The organism is Duganella sp. OV510, assembly GCF_900100205.1.
Taxonomy (GTDB): Bacteria; Pseudomonadota; Gammaproteobacteria; order Burkholderiales; family Burkholderiaceae_D; genus Rugamonas.
Map to the genome: position 1 here is coordinate 69,439 of NZ_FNEQ01000011.1, position 16,161 is coordinate 85,599.

At 64.7% G+C, this 16,161-nt stretch carries 17 protein-coding genes and 1 tRNA gene; 4 read left to right on the top strand and 14 right to left on the bottom strand.

What is annotated here, in order from left to right; genetic code table 11:
- Positions 1–8 precede the first annotated feature (8 nt).
- From BLS51_RS24700 to BLS51_RS24730, 7 genes are read right to left on the bottom strand one after another with little or no spacing between them, the layout of a single operon-like run.
- Complete coding sequence (locus BLS51_RS24700) at positions 9–608, bottom strand: response regulator (protein ID WP_090190829.1); 600 nt, start codon at positions 606–608, stop codon at positions 9–11.
- Positions 605–1,732: a sensor histidine kinase gene (locus BLS51_RS24705; RefSeq protein ID WP_090190827.1), complete on the bottom strand. Its 1,128-nt coding sequence runs from the start codon at positions 1,730–1,732 to the stop codon at positions 605–607. The genes BLS51_RS24700 and BLS51_RS24705 overlap by 4 nt, the downstream gene beginning before the upstream one ends.
- A gap of 6 nt (positions 1,733–1,738) precedes the next feature.
- Positions 1,739–2,251 (bottom strand): peroxiredoxin family protein, encoded by a 513-nt coding sequence (locus BLS51_RS24710; protein ID WP_090190824.1) that lies wholly within the window; start codon positions 2,249–2,251, stop codon positions 1,739–1,741.
- On the bottom strand, positions 2,248–2,922 hold the full coding sequence (locus BLS51_RS24715) for a BON domain-containing protein (RefSeq protein WP_090190821.1): 675 nt from the start codon (positions 2,920–2,922) through the stop codon (positions 2,248–2,250). The genes BLS51_RS24710 and BLS51_RS24715 overlap by 4 nt, the downstream gene beginning before the upstream one ends.
- The gene (locus BLS51_RS24720; protein WP_090190818.1) at positions 2,915–3,511 is read right to left on the bottom strand and encodes a phosphoheptose isomerase; all 597 of its coding nucleotides are present in this window, start codon (positions 3,509–3,511) and stop codon (positions 2,915–2,917) included. Before BLS51_RS24720 ends, BLS51_RS24715 begins: the two co-directional genes overlap by 8 nt.
- A 57-nt stretch (positions 3,512–3,568) precedes the next feature.
- The gene (locus BLS51_RS24725) at positions 3,569–3,919 is read right to left on the bottom strand and encodes a YraN family protein (protein ID WP_090190816.1); all 351 of its coding nucleotides are present in this window, start codon (positions 3,917–3,919) and stop codon (positions 3,569–3,571) included.
- Positions 3,920–3,926: 7 nt separating this feature from the next.
- The gene (locus tag BLS51_RS24730; RefSeq protein WP_373994426.1) at positions 3,927–5,393 is read right to left on the bottom strand and encodes a penicillin-binding protein activator; all 1,467 of its coding nucleotides are present in this window, start codon (positions 5,391–5,393) and stop codon (positions 3,927–3,929) included.
- On the opposite strand from BLS51_RS24730, the gene rsmI reads away from it, so the two are divergent.
- Complete coding sequence (gene rsmI, locus BLS51_RS24735; protein WP_090190812.1) at positions 5,350–6,255, top strand: 16S rRNA (cytidine(1402)-2'-O)-methyltransferase; 906 nt, start codon at positions 5,350–5,352, stop codon at positions 6,253–6,255. The two genes, BLS51_RS24730 and rsmI, sit on opposite strands and share 44 nt — an antisense overlap.
- On the opposite strand, the gene BLS51_RS24740 is transcribed toward rsmI, so the two are convergent.
- Complete coding sequence (locus tag BLS51_RS24740; protein WP_139168785.1) at positions 6,252–6,905, bottom strand: hypothetical protein; 654 nt, start codon at positions 6,903–6,905, stop codon at positions 6,252–6,254. The two genes, rsmI and BLS51_RS24740, sit on opposite strands and share 4 nt — an antisense overlap.
- Positions 6,906–6,980: 75 nt before the next feature.
- Between BLS51_RS24740 and BLS51_RS24745 the strand changes: the two genes are divergently transcribed.
- The 3 genes from BLS51_RS24745 to BLS51_RS24755 all read left to right on the top strand — a co-directional run bounded on the left by BLS51_RS24745 (position 6,981) and on the right by BLS51_RS24755 (position 9,191).
- A tRNA-Pro gene (locus BLS51_RS24745) sits at positions 6,981–7,057 on the top strand.
- Positions 7,058–7,176: 119 nt separating this feature from the next.
- The gene (locus BLS51_RS24750; protein ID WP_175472681.1) at positions 7,177–8,460 is read left to right on the top strand and encodes a sensor histidine kinase; all 1,284 of its coding nucleotides are present in this window, start codon (positions 7,177–7,179) and stop codon (positions 8,458–8,460) included.
- Positions 8,461–8,462: 2 nt separating this feature from the next.
- Positions 8,463–9,191 (top strand): LytR/AlgR family response regulator transcription factor, encoded by a 729-nt coding sequence (locus tag BLS51_RS24755; RefSeq protein ID WP_090190805.1) that lies wholly within the window; start codon positions 8,463–8,465, stop codon positions 9,189–9,191.
- A gap of 23 nt (positions 9,192–9,214) precedes the next feature.
- Here BLS51_RS24755 and BLS51_RS24760 read toward each other — a convergent pair whose 3' ends face one another.
- From BLS51_RS24760 to bioF, 6 genes are all read right to left on the bottom strand, one after another.
- Positions 9,215–10,126, bottom strand: coding sequence for a hydroxymethylglutaryl-CoA lyase (locus BLS51_RS24760; RefSeq protein ID WP_090190803.1), 912 nt, complete (start codon positions 10,124–10,126; stop codon positions 9,215–9,217).
- Position 10,127: 1 nt separating this feature from the next.
- A complete protein-coding gene (locus BLS51_RS24765) occupies positions 10,128–11,060 on the bottom strand; it encodes a 2-hydroxyacid dehydrogenase (RefSeq protein WP_090190800.1) in 933 nt (310 codons plus the stop codon).
- A gap of 11 nt (positions 11,061–11,071) precedes the next feature.
- Positions 11,072–13,066, bottom strand: coding sequence for an acetyl/propionyl/methylcrotonyl-CoA carboxylase subunit alpha (locus tag BLS51_RS24770; RefSeq protein ID WP_090190798.1), 1,995 nt, complete (start codon positions 13,064–13,066; stop codon positions 11,072–11,074).
- Positions 13,067–13,136: 70 nt separating this feature from the next.
- Positions 13,137–14,183: a biotin synthase BioB gene (bioB, locus tag BLS51_RS24775; protein ID WP_090190795.1), complete on the bottom strand. Its 1,047-nt coding sequence runs from the start codon at positions 14,181–14,183 to the stop codon at positions 13,137–13,139.
- Between the two features lie 12 nt (positions 14,184–14,195).
- Entirely contained in the window at positions 14,196–14,972 is a 777-nt protein-coding gene (gene bioD, locus BLS51_RS24780) for a dethiobiotin synthase (RefSeq protein ID WP_090190793.1), read from the bottom strand.
- Entirely contained in the window at positions 14,969–16,159 is a 1,191-nt protein-coding gene (gene bioF / locus BLS51_RS24785; RefSeq protein ID WP_090190790.1) for an 8-amino-7-oxononanoate synthase, read from the bottom strand. The genes bioD and bioF overlap by 4 nt, the downstream gene beginning before the upstream one ends.
- Positions 16,160–16,161 lie beyond the last annotated feature (2 nt).

The following is a 16,161-nucleotide window of genomic DNA, read 5'->3' on the forward strand; positions in this document are numbered from 1 at the left end:
CCCCTACATCAGACTTTAATCAGCTGGTGCTGCACGGCGTACAGGGCGATGCCGACGTCGTTGCTGGTGCCGGTCTTTTCCAGGATGCGTGCACGATAAGTGCTCACCGTGTTGGAGCTGACGCCCAATTCCAGTGCAATCTGCCCGACGCTGCGGCCGGCGGCAATGGCTTCAAAGACCTGGTATTCGCGCTGCGACAGCGCTTCATGCGGCAGCTTGGGGGCGCTGCCGGGGGCCAGTGAGCCTCCGCTGGCGATCAGGCGGATGGCGGCCAGCAGTTCGTCGGCGTCCACGCTTTTATTCAGGTAGCCGGCGGCGCCCAGCTTGTAGCAGCGCAGCGCGTACTGTTTTTCCGGGTAGGTGGACAGCATCAGCACCGGCAGGCGCGGCGTGCGACGCTTTAGTTCCTCCAGCACTTCCAGGCCGTCCTGCAAGGGCAACGCGATATCCAGCAGCACCATGTCGATCGCCTGGATGCCGGCCTGGCGCAGCGCTTCCGGGCCATCGGCGCATTCGGCGGCCACTTCGATGTCGCCGGCATCGGCAAGGATCTGTTTCAGGCCCTCGCGCACCACGCGGTGGTCGTCGCACAGCAGCACGCGGATCATGTGGCGCTCCGCAGCGGCATGGTCAGGCGGACGCGCGTGCCGACGCCGCCGTCGCCACGCTCGATCTCCAGTGCGCCGCCGAAGTGCAGCGCGCGTTCGCGCATGCCCATCACGCCGTAGGAGCCCCGGTCGCTGAGGCGCGCGCTGGGTGCGCCCACGCCGTTGTCGGCCACTTCCATCTGCAATTCATGCGACAGCAGGTGGATGCGGATGCGCACCGCCGTGGCGCCGGCGTGGCGCGCGACATTGCTCAGCATCTCCTGGAAAATGCGGAACACGGCGGTGGCCTGCTGCGCTTCCGGCGCTGGCGCTTCGGGTGCGGCGACGATGTCGGCGTCGCAGTCGATTTCGGTGGCGTCGGCAAACTCCTGCAACTGCCACTCCAGCGCGGCCACCAGGCCCTGGTGATCGAGGATGCTGGGACGCAGATCGGTGATGATGCGGCCGACGTCTTCCACCGCGCGCTCGATCAGGCGGTTCATGGTCTGGCATTTGTCGGCCACCGGCGCGCGGTCGTTGACGCGGCGGGCGATCCAGTTGACGTCGAACTTCAGCGCCACCAGCAGGCTGCCCAGTTCATCGTGGATTTCGCGGGCGATGCGCTTGCGTTCCTGTTCGCGCACCGCTTCGGTGTGGGCCGACAACTGGCGCAGTTGCAGCAGCGCCTGTGACAGTTCGGCGGTGCGCTCGGCCACCCGCTGTTCCAGCTCCAGGCGGGCGTGCGCCAGCGCTTCCTCGGTCTGCTTGCGCTGCGTGATGTCGGTGAAGGTGATGACGGCGCCACGCACTTCGCCCTGGTCGACCACCGGGTGCGACGAATATTCGGCGTTGAAGCGGCTGCCGTCGGCGCGCCAGAACACTTCCTGGTCGTTGCGGCACGGCCGTCCGGTGCGGAAAGCCAGGAAGATCGGGCATTGCTGCTCTTCGTAGTGGCTGCCGTCGGGATGCGAGTGGTGGATCAGGTCATGCATGTTCTGGCCCAGCACCTGCGCGGTGCTGTAGCCGAGGATTTCCGCACCGGCGCGGTTGATGAAGGTGCAGCGGCCATCGAGATCGACGCCGAACATGCCGTCGCCGGTGGATTCCAGCAGCAGCGTCAGCTTGTCATGCCAGGCCGCCTGCATGGACGCTTAGCCTTTCAGCGATTCGTCCAGCAGCTTGTGCAGCGCGGGGAAGTCCGGCTCGCCGAGGTAGCGCTTGAGGATCTTGCCGTCCTTGCCGATGACGAAGGTGGTTGGCGTCATCGATACATTGCCGTAGGCCTTGGCGGCCGAGCCGTCGACATCCAGCGCCACCTTGAACGGCAGCGCGCGGGTTTCGGTGTAGTTGATGACATAGTCCGGGCGGTCGTAGCTCATCGCCACGGCGACGAACTCCAGGCCCTGCGGCTTGAACTTGTTGTAGGTGGCGACCATGTCCGGCATCTCCTTGACGCAGGTGGCACAGTCGGTGGCCCAGAAATTCACCATCACCACCTTGCCCTTCAGGCTTTCCGGCGTGATCTTGTCGCCCTTGATGCTGAGGAAGGTCAGCTGCGGTGCCACCTCGCGCTTGGAGACCGTGGCGTAGACGCCGACGCCAATGGCGGCCACCACCACGGCGGCAATGACCGGCTTGATCCAGCCGCGCGAGGAGCTACTCATGGATTACTCGTGCTGTTGGCGGTGTTGGCCGGCTGTGGTTGATACGATTTCCACTCTTCTTCCGAGATGTATTCGAATACCTTGACCACTTTGGTCACGCCGCTGACGCCACGGGCGATGTCGGCGCCGATCTGGCCTTCGCGCTGGGTGACGCGGCCCTGCAGGTAGACCACGCCGCGCTCGGTGACCACCTGATACGAGTTGGCGGAAATGTCCTTGGCGTCGACCAGGCTGGCCTTGACCTTGCCGGTGATGATGGTGTCGCTGGAGCGCGAGGTGTAGCTGGCCGGGCCGGCGATCTCCATCTCGTTGATGACGTCGATGACGCCTTCGATGCCGCGGATTTCGCGCTCGATCTGCGCCTTCATCGCTTCATCGCGCACTTCGCCGGTCAGCAGCGCGCGGCGGTTGAAGCTGTTGATATTGACATGCGCGGCGTTGCCGCCGACATTGGTGATCTTGATTCCGCCCTTGACTTCAATCGCCCGGTCTTCGGTTTGCGCGCCGAAGGTGCGGCGGTCGGAGGCGGCCAGCGTACCGGAAATCGCACCGCCCGCGACCAGCGCGACGCAGCCCGTCAGGGAAGCCAAGGACGCCACCATCGCGCCGCACAGCACGCTCATGGCCAGCGGACGTTGTACCTTTTTCCAGATAGCGCTGGAATTATTCATTCACATCTCCTCCGAACAGGGCGACGTCGATGCCGTCGCAAATAGCATGGATGGTAACCAGGTGGACTTCCTGGATGCGGGCGGTGCGGTCGTGCGGCACGCAGATGTGCACGTCGGCGTCGGTCAGCATCTTGCCGATGGCGCCGCCGCCCTTGCCGGTCAGCGCCACCACGCGCATTTCGCGTTCCAGCGCCGCTTCAATCGCCGCCACCACGTTGCCCGAGTTGCCCGAAGTGGAAAACGCCAGCAGGATGTCGCCGGCCTGGCCGAAGGCCTGCACCTGCTTCGAGAAAATCTCGCGGTAGCTGTAATCGTTGGCCACGGCAGTCAGGATCGAGGTGTCGGTGGTCAGCGCGATGGCCGGCAGCGGGAAGCGCTCGCGTTCGAAGCGCCCCACCAGCTCGGCAGCGAAGTGCTGCGAGTCGGCGGCCGAACCGCCGTTGCCGCAGACCAGAATCTTGTTGCCGTTGGACAGTGCCGTGAACATCATCTCAATCGCTTGCGCAATATGCGGCGCGAGGACGGTGGCGGACTGGATTTTAGTTTCGGCACTTTCGTGGAAGTGCGCCAGGATGCGTTGATTAGTCATAGTGTGCTGATTATAGTGCAGTCGTCCGGTTGACCGGACAAGCGCTGTTAAAAATGCTTACATCTCTAGTGCGTTTTGTATCCATGATAACTTTTCCGCGTCGATGGCGACCAGGTCGAAGCGGCACGGCGGTGGAATTTTGTGACGTAAAAGATAATATTGCGCCGCACGAAACAGCCGCTGCTGCTTGGCCGGCGTCACGCTGTAGACGGCGCCGCCGAATTTTTCGCTGGCGCGGCGGCGCACTTCGACAAACACCAGCATCGGCCCATCCAGCATGATCAGGTCGATTTCGCCCGATTTACACAGGAAATTGCGCTCCAGCAGCGTCAGGCCGTGGGCTTCGAGGTGGGCCAGCGCCCGGTCCTCGCCCAGCCGGCCCAGCCGTTGCTGTGGAGTGCGCGACATGATGTCCTCATGGGTTGACCGGCTCCGGCGCGCCGTTCTTGTAAACGGCCGCTGGTTCGATGCGCTCGAAGCTGGATGGGCCCTGGCCGAAATCGACGCTCAGCCTGCCGGTGACGCCATCCAGCTGGAAACGGCCGGCCGGATGGCGGCCGATCTCCCGCGCCACGCGGAAGGCGTCGATGCCCAGCGCGTACAGGCGCGACATGTCGGCGCTGCCGACGCCGGCTTGCAGCGGACGCGGGTAGACCATCACCGCCGGGTGGTCGCGCTGGACTTGCCATGGCAGGTCCAGCAGGCGCACGCCGTCCAGATCCTGGGTCGGGAAGCCGGCGTCGCGGCCCGGATTCAGCGCCGAGGTGCCGTAGATCGGCAGGCCGCTGAATTGCTCGGTGGGCGCTGCGGGTGGCGGTGGCGGCAGCGCGTCGGCGGTGCTGAAGATCGGATTGGTCGGCTCGGTGCTGACATTGCTGCCAAGGGCGATACGCAGCTGGCGTGTCTGGTCGGCGCCCATGGCCGAGAACAGCAGCGCCGGCAGGTTCTGGCGCAGGCCGGCGCGCAGCTGCATCAGGTCCGGATCGCTGAGGTAGCTGTCCGGCGCGTTCAGTTCGATGGTGCGCACCGGGCGGCCCAGGCGCTGCCACTCGGCGGCAAAGGCGGCTGCCACGCGGCGCTGCCATGGCGAATTGGTGAGCACCACCACGGCGGCGCCGTCCGGCTGCTCTTTGGCGGCCCATTGGGCCACCTGGCGCGATTCTTCCTCGATCGACAGGCCGATGGCCAGCATTTGCGGCGGCAGCGGCGTGGCGCCGGCCTGGCCGTAGCCTTCCGGATAATTCAGCGCGATGGTCGGCTTGTTGACCAGTGCGCTGGTGGCGACCGTCGCCACGGCCGAGCGCGACAGCGGGCCAACCACGATATCCTCGCCTTGCAGCGCGCGCGCATAGGCGGACAGGATGTCTTGCGGCACGTCGCCGGTTTCCACCACGGTGACGGTGATGTTGCTGCGATCGCGTTCCCAGGCGGCCATGAAGCCGGCGCGTACCGAGTCCGCCGCAGCGCCCAGCGTTTCCGAACGCAGCGGCAGCAACAGGCCGATGCGGACCGGGCCGCTGGCCGGCTGGCCGGCGTCGCCATTGCGGACGATGGCCGGCGGCTCGGCGCGTGGCGGCAGCTGGCTGCGGTCCTCGTCGGCCACGCTGACGCCGCCCGGCAGGCTGATGGAGAAGGTCTCCGCCGCCGGCAGCGGTGGCTCAGGCGGTGGCTTGGGCAGCGGCGGTGGCGGCGGCTGGACCGGCGGCGGCGGGCTTGTGTTTGCCGCCTGGGGCGAGCACAATCCTCCCGGCGCGTTGCAAAATGGCGTGCTGCACGCACTTAAAACTGCGGCAACCATGCACAGCAGCGTCAACCTCACACTTTTCATCCTACCCCCAATGAGCGACCTTGATTCCAGTTCCATAGCCACTTTGCCCGTCATGGGCGAAATGGCGCATCAGACCTATCCTAGCGCAACCTTGTACGTCGTGGCGACCCCCATCGGCAATGTCACCGATATTAGCCTGCGCGCGCTGCACGTTTTGAGCCTGGTCAATGCTGTGGCATGCGAGGACACGCGCAACACCGCGACGCTGATGGGCCGCTTCGGCCTGCACAAGCCGCTGATTGCCGCCCATCAGCACAACGAGCGCGAGGCGGCCGAGACGCTGATCGCCCGTTTGCAGGCCGGCGAGCGCATCGCTCTGGTGTCGGATGCCGGCACGCCGGCGGTGTCGGACCCGGGCGCGCGCATCGTCGATGCGGTACGCGCGGCCGGTCTGCGCGTGCTGCCGCTGCCGGGGGCGTCGGCGGTGGTGACGGCCTTGTCGGCCAGCGGGCTGGTGAACGATCAGTTTTACTTTGTCGGTTTCCTGCCGGCCAAGGCCAAACAGCGCGAGAACTTCCTCGGCACGCTGCGCGCGGTGACAGCCACCATGGTGTTTTACGAGGCGCCGCATCGCATCCTGGATTGCGCCAGCGCGCTGGCCGCCGCGTTCGAGCCGACCCGCCAGGTGGTGTTTGCGCGCGAACTGACCAAGATGTTCGAGGAAATCCACCGCTGCCCATTGTCCGAGGCGGAGGCCTGGATCAAGGCCGATGGCCATCGGGAAAAAGGCGAATTTGTCGTGCTGCTGGAGGGCGCCACCCCGGCGGAGGATGAAAACGACGCCGAGGCTGACCGTATTTTACAGATCCTGCTGGCGGAACTGCCGGTTAAACAGGCAGCCGGCCTGGCCGCGCAGATTACCGGCCGCAAGAAAAACGCGCTGTATGACCGCGCGCTGACCTTGAAAAACGATTAAAACTTGCAGTGCTTGTCCAGCGCCCAGAATAGCGGCGCCAGCAGGCCGGCGCCGGAGGCGGATTTCAGGCAATCGGTTTTCTTGGCGCCTTCCATTTTCTTCGCCAGCGCATTCGAGGTTTCCTCGGGATAGAGCGGATGGGCTTCCAGCTGGGCGCTCAGCGTGCCCGCCCTGGCCGGATCTTTCTCTGCTGCCACTTTGCGGGCGAGTTTCTTCGCATCGTCGACGTTGAACTGTTTCGGCTGCTGGTCGGCGTACAGCGGATCTTGCTCGCGTGGCAGCGTGATCGCCTGGGTTTGCGCGGGCTGAGCTGGCTCCTGCTGCTGCTGCTGCTGCTGCGCCGGTTCGGCGGCGGCGGCGCGCTGGGGCGCGGTGGCCACAGCGCTGCGTTGGCGCACCGGTGCCGGTGCCGGTTCACGTTCGCGCTTGCGGGGCGGCGGTGGCGGCGCGATGGTGGCAATCGGCGCCGGCGGCTTGGGCGCTTGCAGCCACACCGTCATCGACCTGGACGCATGCTCAGCGGCTGGCGGGCCGGATAGCCGATAAGCAAACAGCAGTACCGCGTGCAGCGCCAGCGAGACGGCAAGCCCTGCTGCAATGCCGGGCCGCCGCAGCCTGCCCGGTGTATCGAATGAAATCATGGTGCTCATGGTTTTTAGATACTAGCATCGATATGACGCGGGCACTTGACGACATTCTTGCTAGCCTGTATTATCTTGCTTCTTCGGAGTGTAGCGCAGCCCGGTAGCGCACCTGGTTTGGGACCAGGGGGTCCAAGGTTCGAATCCTTGTACTCCGACCAAAATCTAAAAACCCTGTTTGATGGCAACGTCAAACAGGGTTTTTTCCTTTTCGCTCCCGATTTTGGCCGCTTCGTCGCAAGCGCCGCCGCACCGCCCGGCCGCCGTTAGAATGGGCGTTATGAATACGACACCTTTTTACCTCAAACCTGCCGCCATCGAGCACGATCCCGTGCTGGTGCGCCGCTACAAGTGGCAATCGTTGCTGCGGCTGTGGGCGCGCGTGGCGATTGGCGTCATCGTGTTGACGCCGCCGCTGGTCTGGCTGATCTTGTCTGTCGTGCCGCCTGGCCCAAGCAAGTCGACCTGGGCGTGGGGGCCGCTGTCCACTATTCTGATGCTGGTCTTCATGCCCGTCAGCGTCATGCACGCGATGGTGCAGCAACGTCTGAAAGAACTAAGCGAAGCCGGTACGCCGCTGACGGCGGAGATGCTGTCCTCGCGCCCGAGCCGCACGCTGATCTCGCCGCTTGATTCGCTGACCACTTACAACGTCTGCACTGAAACGCTGTCCGGGCTGGCGCTGGGCATGGCGCTCGGCTACGGCGGGCCGGCGGCGTTCCGCTACTCGCCATTCAAGGGCCAGATCCTGATCGCGCCGCGCCGGCCGGTGTGGCTGCACAAGTGCACCGAGGTGCTGGTGGTCAGCGAGCCTGGCCAGCCGTCGCAAGTGCGCATCCGCCGCCGCTTCAGCTGGGACTTCTTCAATATGCAGGGCGGCCTGGCGCTGGCTGACGTGGAAACCGTGGCCGCGCATCTGCGTGCACAGTTTGAACAGCGTGAACGCGTGCTGCGCGCCATCAAGCGGGAACAGGAGCTGGAGCGCGCGGCGCTGCACGCCAAGTTGTCGGCCCTGCAGGCGCAGGTTGAGCCGCATTTTTTATTCAACACGCTGGCCAACCTCAAATACCTGATCCGCACCGACAGCGACAGCGCGCAGCAGATGCTCGACCATCTGGTCGGCTACCTGCAAAACACCCTGCCGGATATGCGCTCCGTGTCGTCGACGGTGGAGCGTGAGCTGGCGCTGGTGCGCAATTACCTGTCCATCATGCAGATCCGCATGGGCCAGCGCCTGCGCTTCCATATCGTTGCGGACACCGCTTCGCTGCGGCTGCCCTTCCCGCCGGCGATGCTGATATCGCTGGTGGAAAACGCCATCAAGCATGGGCTGGAGCGAGCCAGCCGGCCGGGCGAAATCGTCATCACCACGCTGCGGCGCCCGGGTGATCTGTGCGTCCACGTCAGCGATGACGGCGTTGGCCTGACCGAGCAAATGGGCGAGGGCTTTGGCCTGGCGAATATCCACGAGCGCCTGCAATTGCTGTATGGTGAAGGCGCGTCGCTGTCGGTGGCGGCGGGAGAGAACGGCGGCGTGGTGGCCACGCTGATCATCAAGGAGTGAGCATGCCGATCGCGTTGATCGTAGAGGACGAACCACTGCTGGCAGCGGAACTGCGTGACCAGCTGGCCGCGCTGTGGCCGGAGCTGGAGATCGCCGGCCAGGCTGAAAACGGTGTCGAAGCCATATCGCTGCTGGACTCCGTGAAGCCTGACGTGGTGTTCCTCGACATCCAGATTCCCGGCCTGACTGGCATGGAAGTGGCGGCGCATGTGGGCGAGAACGCACAGATCGTCTTCGTCACCGCCTACGCGGAACACGCGGTGCAGGCATTTGAAGCGGGCGCGGTCGACTACATCGTCAAGCCGGTGACGGCGGCGCGGCTGCTGCAAACGGTGAAGCGGCTGAAGACGCGCAGCACGGCGCCGGTGCCGGCCGGCGTGTGGCAGCAGATCGCGCCGGCGCCGGTGCAGTATCTGAAGTGGATCAGAGCCTCGGCCGGCAACACGGTGAGGCTGGTGATGGTGCGTGATGTGCAGTTCTTCCAGTCGGACGGCAAGTACACGCGCGTGGTCACGCAGGAGGGCGAAGCGTTGATACGCCTGCCGTTGAAAGACCTGATCGAACAGCTTGATCCGGCGCAGTTCACGCAAATCCACCGTGGCGCCATCGTCAACCTGGAAGCGGTCGACCGCATCGACCGCGATGGCACGGCAATGGAAGTGCGCCTGAAAGGCCGTGCCGACAAACTCGCGGTCAGCGAATCCTACACACGGCAATTCCGGCAGATGTAATGTCGGCACTGACCCCGATGTGTTTAGTTGGCGCGCTTGGCGGCGATGGCGTTGCCGGCGCGGCTGGCGCCTTTGCGGCCGAGGAATTGCGAGATGAACTGGCCGGCGTCAACGACGATGTCGAGATCGATGCCGGTGTCGATGCCCAGTCCCTGCATCATGTACAACACGTCTTCGGTGGCGACATTGCCAGTCGCGCCTTTCGCATACGGACAGCCGCCCAGTCCCGACACCGACGAGTGGTAGATCGCGATGCCCAACTCAAGGCTGGCGTAGATATTCGCCAGCGCCTGGCCATAGGTGTCGTGGAAGTGGCCGGACAGGCCGTCGATGCGGAATTCGCGGATGGCCTGTTCCATCACCGCCTGCGTCTTGCGCGGCGTGGCGACGCCTATGGTGTCGGCGATGTCGATTTCATCGCAGCCCAGGTCGCGCATGCGGCCCACCACGTCCGCCACGGCGTCCAGCGGCACCTCGCCCTGATACGGGCAGCCAAAGGCGCAGCTGATGCTGCCGCGCAGGCGGATGCCCTGCGCTTTCGCCGCCTTGGCCACGCCCTCGAAGCGGGCGATCGATTCGGCGATCGAGCAGTTGATGTTCTTTTGCGAGAAGGCTTCAGAGGCGGAGCCGAAGATCACCACTTCATCAGCACGCGCCGCCAGCGCCGCTTCAAAGCCCTGCATGTTCGGCGTCAGCGCGGAGTAGATCACGCCCGGCTTGCGCGCGATGGCGGCCATGACTTCGGCGCTGGTGGCCATCTGCGGCACCCATTTCGGCGAGACGAAAGCGGCCGCTTCGATGTTCTGGAAGCCGGCGGTGGTGAGGCGGTTCACCAGTTCAATCTTGATCCCGGCCGGGACGTTTTCCTTCTCGTTCTGCAGGCCGTCGCGCGGGCCGACTTCAACGATCTTCACTTGCTTCGGTAAGCGGCTCATTTCAATATCCCAGTGTGCGGTCGACCACGCCGGCGATGGCTTCGCCTGCTTCGGCCTTGCGAATGTTAGCGGCAATCTGCTGCACGCTCTCGCGGCGCAAGGTCAGCGCGGAGATGTGCGGCGTGATGGTGATGCGCGGCTCCTGCCAGAACGGATGCTGCGCCGGCAGCGGCTCGTTGCGGAACACGTCCAGCGTGGCGGCAGCGATGTGGCCGGATTTGATCAGCGTCACCAGGTCCGGCTCCGCGATATGCGCACCGCGTGCGACGTTGATGATGTACGCGCCCTGCGGCAGCTTGCACATATTCGTGCGGTCCATGATGTTGCTGGTGTCCGGCGTCAGCGGCAGCATGCAGACCAGCACGCGGCTGCCGCGCAGGAAGGTGTCCAGGCCATCGGCGCCGGTGAAGGTCTGCACGCCGGGTACGCTCTTTTCGGTGCGGCTCCAGGCGCGCAGCGGGAAGCCGAACGGCGCCAGCGCTTCCAGCACACGGGTGCCCAGCACGCCCATGCCCAGCACGCCGACGGCGAAATCTTCCTTGTGATACTGCGGCAGCGGCGCCCATTTTCCATCGCGCGCCTGCGCCTCGTATTCGTCGAAGCGGCGGAAGTAGCGCAGTACGCTGTGCGTGACGTATTCGGCCATCTGCACGGCCATGCCGGCGTCTTCCAGGCGGATGATGGGGATGTGCGCTGGCAGCGCTTCGCCGAACTTGAGCAGCGCGTCGACGCCGGCGCCGGTGACGAAGATGGCCTTGACGGTGGCCAGCTCCGCCAGCATGGTTTCCGGCGGCGACCAGACCACGGCGTAATCACAGACCTGACACTTCTCGCCCGCATGCCAGATTTCGATTTCGGCCTCGGGCAGGAATTTGGCGAAGTCCTTGATCCACGGTTCGGTCTTGCCGTCGGCGCGGTGCAGCAATATGCGCATGGTGGTTCTCCTTATGCGGCCTGGAAGTCCAGCAGCGGCGCGCCATCCGCGACCTGGTCGCCGACGTTGTAGAGGATGTCGTTGACGGTGCCATCGTGCGGCGCGGCGATGGTGTGTTCCATTTTCATCGCTTCCATGATGACCAGCGCGTCGCCTTTCTTGACGTCCTGGCCTTTGCTGGCGAGGACGGCAACGACTTTGCCCGGCATCGGCGCGGTGAGGCGGCCGCCTTCGGATTCGGTTTCACCGGCGTGCGCCATCGGGTCGTTCCACGCCAGCTGGTAGTGCATGCCGTTGCTGAAGACGTGGAAGGTGTCGCCATCGCGCAGCACGGTGCCGCGATTGGCCTGGTCGCCGAGCTGGATGCTTTCCTCGCCGCTGGTGAACAGCAAGCCGCCAGGGCGATAGGTGACGCTGGTGTCGTAGGCCGCGTGTTCGTCCGCGAAGGCGAGCTTGCGGGTGTAGGTCTGGTTCATGCGCCAGCCGGTGGTTTGCTGCCATGGGTCGGTGGCGTGCTTGCGTTCGTCGGCCAGCAGCGCTTTGGCGGCCAGTGCAAGTGCCGCCACTGGCGCAGGCTGCGCGGTGGGGAACAGCGTGTCGTGATTGCGTTCGATCAGGCCGGTGTCCAGGTCGGCGCTGGCGAAAGCCTGGCCTTCAACGAGGCGCTTGAGGAAGGCGATGTTGGTGTGCAGGCCGACGATGTGGTACTGCTCCAGCGCCTGTGCCATGCGGGCCAGCGCCTGCTTGCGGTCCGCGCCCCAGACGATCAGCTTTGCGATCATCGGATCATAGAACGGCGAAATAGCGTCACCTTGGCGCACGCCGGAGTCGATGCGCACTGCCGCTGGCGCGGCGCCATGCGTCGCTGCGCCGGCGCCGCCGATAGCGGTTGCTGCGCCTCCCAGCTCGAACGAGACGGCGGCTGGCGTGCCAAGATGGCGCAGCGTGCCGATCGACGGCAAGAAGCCTTTCTCCGGATTCTCGGCGTAGATGCGCGCTTCGATGGCGTGGCCATTGATGGTGAGTTCGTGCTGCTGCTTCGGCAGCGGCTCGCCAGCGGCGACGCGCAACTGCCATTCGACCAGATCGGTCCCGGTAATCATTTCAGTCACCGGGTGTTCCACCTGCAGGCGGGTATTCATCTCCATGAAATAGAACGTGCCATCCTGATTGGCGATGAACTCCACCGTGCCGGCGCCAACGTAGCCGACAGCGCGCGCAGCGGCCACCGCTGCCTCGCCCATCGCCGCGCGGCGCTCGTCCGTCATGCCCGGCGCTGGCGCTTCTTCCAGCACCTTCTGGTGCCGTCGCTGCACCGAGCAGTCGCGCTCGAACAGATAGATGCAATTGCCAAGCGTATCGGCAAACACCTGAATTTCAATGTGACGCGGGCGCTGGAGGTATTTCTCTGCCAGCACCTTGTCGTCGCCAAAAGAACTGATCGCCTCGCGCTTGCAGGACGCCAGCGCGTCCTTGAACTGCGCCGAGTTTTCCACCACGCGCATGCCCTTGCCACCGCCACCGGCCGACGCCTTCAGCAGCACCGGATAGCCGATGCGGTCCGCTTCGCCATGCAGGAAATCGGCATCCTGCTGCTCGCCGTGATAGCCCGGTACCAGCGGCACGTTGGCCTTTTCCATCAACTGCTTGGCAGCCGACTTGGAGCCCATTGCGCGCATGGCGGATGCCGGCGGGCCAATGAACACCAGGCCAGCTTCAGCGCAGGCGTCCGCGAACTCGGCGTTCTCCGACAGGAAGCCGTAGCCGGGATGGATGGCTTGCGCGCCGGTGGCCTTGGCGGCGGCGATGATCTTGTCGCCGCGAAGATAGCTTTCCTTGGCGGCGGCAGGGCCGATCAATACTGCCTCGTCGCACACGGCGACGTGCCTGGCGCTGGCATCCGCTTCCGAATATACGGCAACGGTCTTGATGCCCAGGCGGCGCGCGGTAGCGGCCACACGGCAGGCAATTTCACCACGATTGGCGATCAGAATTTTGGTAAACATCGTCTCTCTCTCTGCGGCTTGATTTTGTAAATTTGCCGGAAGTTTTTTTTATCTCGTGGGAGCGGGCTGGTTAGCAGCCGCAGCTCTCCTTTTGTACCGATTCCAGTACCGCGCCACGAGTACGCAGACCCAGTTTCTCCAGCAGTGCGCGGTCGTCGTTTGCTTCCGGGTTATCGGTGGTCAGCAGCTTGTCGCCGTAGAAGATCGAATTGGCGCCAGCCATAAAGCACATCGCCTGAATCGCTTCGCCCAGCTCGCGACGGCCGGCCGACAGACGCACACGCGCTTTCGGCATGGTGATGCGCGCCACGGCGATGGTGCGCACGAACTCGAACGGGTCCAGCGGGTCCAGACCGTGCAGCGGCGTGCCTTCCACCTGCACCAGGTGGTTGATCGGCACCGATTCCGGATAGGGATTCAGGTTGGCCAGCTGCGCGATCAGGCCGGCGCGCTGGTCACGGGTTTCGCCCATGCCGACGATGCCGCCGCAGCAGATTTTCAGGCCGGCTTCACGCACGTGGCCCAGCGTATCCAGGCGATCCTGGTACTGGCGGGTCGAGATCACGTTGTCGTAGAACTCGGGCGCGGTGTCCAGGTTGTGGTTGTAGTAGTCCAGGCCTGCGTCCTTCAGGCGCTGCGCCTGGTGCTCTTCCAGCATGCCCAGCGTGGCGCAGGTTTCCAGGCCCAGTGCCTTCACCGAACGCACCATCTCTTCGACCTTGTCCATGTCGCGGTCTTTCGGGCTGCGCCATGCGGCGCCCATGCAGAAGCGCGTGGCGCCGTTGTCCTTGGCCTGCCTGGCTGCGTCCAGCACGGTGTCGATGTCGAGAATCTTTTTGGCTTCGACGCCGGTGTCGTAGCGTGCGGCTTGCGGGCAGTAGCCGCAATCCTCTTCGCAACCGCCGGTCTTGATCGACAACAGCGTCGCCAGTTCAACATCGGCATCCGGGAAATTGGCGCGATGGATTTGCTGTGCCTTGAACATCAGGTCATTGAATGGCAGCTCGAACAGCGCCAGCACTTCTTCGCGCGGCCAGGTGGAGGCGGCCGGCTGGATCGCTGCGGTCGGGCGGTGCAGGGAAACGACTTTCGGTTCCTGGAGGGTAGTTTCAGACATCTGTTTTCCTTTTTAATTTGCATCCTGCAGCGGCCAATTGGGCAGCTGCGTAAAATCGATATATTCTGCCGCCGCCTCGGCGGTCGGCTGGTCAAGGCGCGGCACGCGGCCGAGGAAGGGCGCGGGAATGCGCTGCTCCAGCGCCAGCACGTTTTCATCGGCAAAGGCCATGTCGGCCTGGGTTTCATTCGCCACCCAGCCCACCAGCTTCAGGCCGCGCGCCAGGATCGCTTCCACCGTCAGCAGCGCGTGGCTGATGCAGCCCAGGCGCAGGCCGACCACCAGCACCACCGGCAGCGCCAGTTGCTCGGCCAGGTCGCCGGTGTCGAATTCGTCGTTCAGCGGCACGATGAAGCCGCCCACGCCTTCCACCACCACCGCATCCGATGCGGCGTTGATTTCGACGTAGGAAGCCAGGATCGGTACCGGCGAAATGATGATGCCTTCCAGCGCGGCGGCGATATGCGGCGCCGCCGCTTCCTTCAGCAGGAACGGCGTGGTGATCGACTGCAGCAGGTTGACGTTGCCTGCGGCGGCCAGCTGGTCGCAGTCATCGTTGTGCCAATTGCCGTCAGCGCCCAATTCGGCGCCGGCGGCCACCGGTTTCATGCCGCAGGCGCGCACACCGCTTTCCACCAGCGCATGCAGCATGGCGGAGGAAACCAGCGTCTTGCCGATTTCCGTATCGGTGCCGGTAACGAAGCAGTTGAAGCGTGGCGGCATGCCGCTGCCTGCCGCCGTCGGCTGGGTTTGTGGTGCGATTGCTAACACGGGATCATCCAGGCTCATTTCAGGTCCCTTTCCAAGGCATTGATCGCAGCGATCAGTTTTGCGACCTCCAGGCCGGTATGGCCTGCGGACAGCGTCACGCGCAAGCGCGCCGTGCCTGCCGCCACGGTCGGCGGGCGGATGGCGCCCACCCACAATCCCTGCTCATACAGGGCGGCGCCGGCGCGCATGGTGACGCCATTATCGCCGATCAGGATGGGCTGGATCGCAGTCTGCGAGGGCAGGCGCTGCCAGCGCTCAAGACGCAGGCCATCGTCCAATTGTGCCACCAATGCCTGTAACTGTGCGCGCCGTGTGACGCCCTCGTCGCCTTCCAGCAGATCCAGGCTGGCCAGCAGGGCATGCGCCAGTGCCGGCGGCGTGGCAGTGGTGAAGATGTAGGGGCGGGCTTTCTGGATCAGCGTTTCGATCACCGTCTCGTGCGCGGCGACGAAAGCGCCACCGACGCCAGCCGCCTTGCCCAGCGTGCCCATGTAGACCAGATTGGGCGAGCGCAGCTTGAAATGCTCCAGCGCGCCGTGGCCTTTGTCGCCCAGCGTGCCGAAGCCGTGGGCATCGTCGACCACCAGCCAGGCGTTGTACTGCTCGCACAGTGCCAGCAGTTGCGGCAGCGGCGCCAGGTTGCCGTCCATGCTGAATACGCTGTCCGTCACGACGACTTTGGTAGCGGCCTTGCTGGCTTTCAGCAGCGCTTCCAGCGCTTGCAGGTCGGCGTGCGGGTAGACGTGGGCCTTGACGCGCGACAGGCGCACGCCGTCGATCAGCGAGGCGTGATTCAGTTCTTCAGAGAAGATTTCGGCGTCGCGGTCATGCGCGGTCAGGCCGGTGATGACGGCCAGGTTGGCCATGTAGCCGGTGCAGAAGCTGATGGCGCGCGGCGCTTCCAGATGCTCGCCGACGAATTGCGCCAGGCGCTCTTCCAGCATGGCGTGCGCACGTCCATGGCCGCTGATCAGGTGCGAGGCGCCGCTGCCCACGCCGTAGATCGCCGCGCCCTCTTGCAGCGCAAGCTTGATCTTGCGGTGATTGGCCAGGCCGAGATAGTCGTTGCTGCAAAAGGCCAGCAGCTCGCGGCCGTCGACGTACACGCGCGGTCCGCATGGCGAATCGACCGTGCGGCGCTTGCGGATCAGCTGTTGTTCGTCCAGCGCTTGCAGCTGCTGGCTGAGTTGTTTCAGCAGTTCCATCG

Coding starts and splice junctions, on each gene's coding strand:
- BLS51_RS24725 (WP_090190816.1), bottom strand. CDS start 3,919: ATGTCGCGCACTCCACAGCAACGGCTGGGCCGGCTGGGCGAGGACCGG.
- BLS51_RS24750 (WP_175472681.1), top strand. CDS start 7,177: ATGAATACGACACCTTTTTACCTCAAACCTGCCGCCATCGAGCACGAT.
- rsmI (WP_090190812.1), top strand. CDS start 5,350: ATGAGCGACCTTGATTCCAGTTCCATAGCCACTTTGCCCGTCATGGGC.
- BLS51_RS24730 (WP_373994426.1), bottom strand. CDS start 5,393: ATGACGGGCAAAGTGGCTATGGAACTGGAATCAAGGTCGCTCATTGGG.
- BLS51_RS24700 (WP_090190829.1), bottom strand. CDS start 608: ATGATCCGCGTGCTGCTGTGCGACGACCACCGCGTGGTGCGCGAGGGC.
- BLS51_RS24760 (WP_090190803.1), bottom strand. CDS start 10,126: ATGAGCCGCTTACCGAAGCAAGTGAAGATCGTTGAAGTCGGCCCGCGC.
- BLS51_RS24710 (WP_090190824.1), bottom strand. CDS start 2,251: ATGAGTAGCTCCTCGCGCGGCTGGATCAAGCCGGTCATTGCCGCCGTG.
- BLS51_RS24715 (WP_090190821.1), bottom strand. CDS start 2,922: ATGAATAATTCCAGCGCTATCTGGAAAAAGGTACAACGTCCGCTGGCC.
- BLS51_RS24740 (WP_139168785.1), bottom strand. CDS start 6,905: ATGAGCACCATGATTTCATTCGATACACCGGGCAGGCTGCGGCGGCCC.
- BLS51_RS24765 (WP_090190800.1), bottom strand. CDS start 11,060: ATGCGCATATTGCTGCACCGCGCCGACGGCAAGACCGAACCGTGGATC.
- bioF (WP_090190790.1), bottom strand. CDS start 16,159: ATGGAACTGCTGAAACAACTCAGCCAGCAGCTGCAAGCGCTGGACGAA.
- BLS51_RS24705 (WP_090190827.1), bottom strand. CDS start 1,732: ATGCAGGCGGCCTGGCATGACAAGCTGACGCTGCTGCTGGAATCCACC.
- bioD (WP_090190793.1), bottom strand. CDS start 14,972: ATGAGCCTGGATGATCCCGTGTTAGCAATCGCACCACAAACCCAGCCG.
- BLS51_RS24720 (WP_090190818.1), bottom strand. CDS start 3,511: ATGACTAATCAACGCATCCTGGCGCACTTCCACGAAAGTGCCGAAACT.
- BLS51_RS24755 (WP_090190805.1), top strand. CDS start 8,463: ATGCCGATCGCGTTGATCGTAGAGGACGAACCACTGCTGGCAGCGGAA.
- BLS51_RS24770 (WP_090190798.1), bottom strand. CDS start 13,066: ATGTTTACCAAAATTCTGATCGCCAATCGTGGTGAAATTGCCTGCCGT.
- bioB (WP_090190795.1), bottom strand. CDS start 14,183: ATGTCTGAAACTACCCTCCAGGAACCGAAAGTCGTTTCCCTGCACCGC.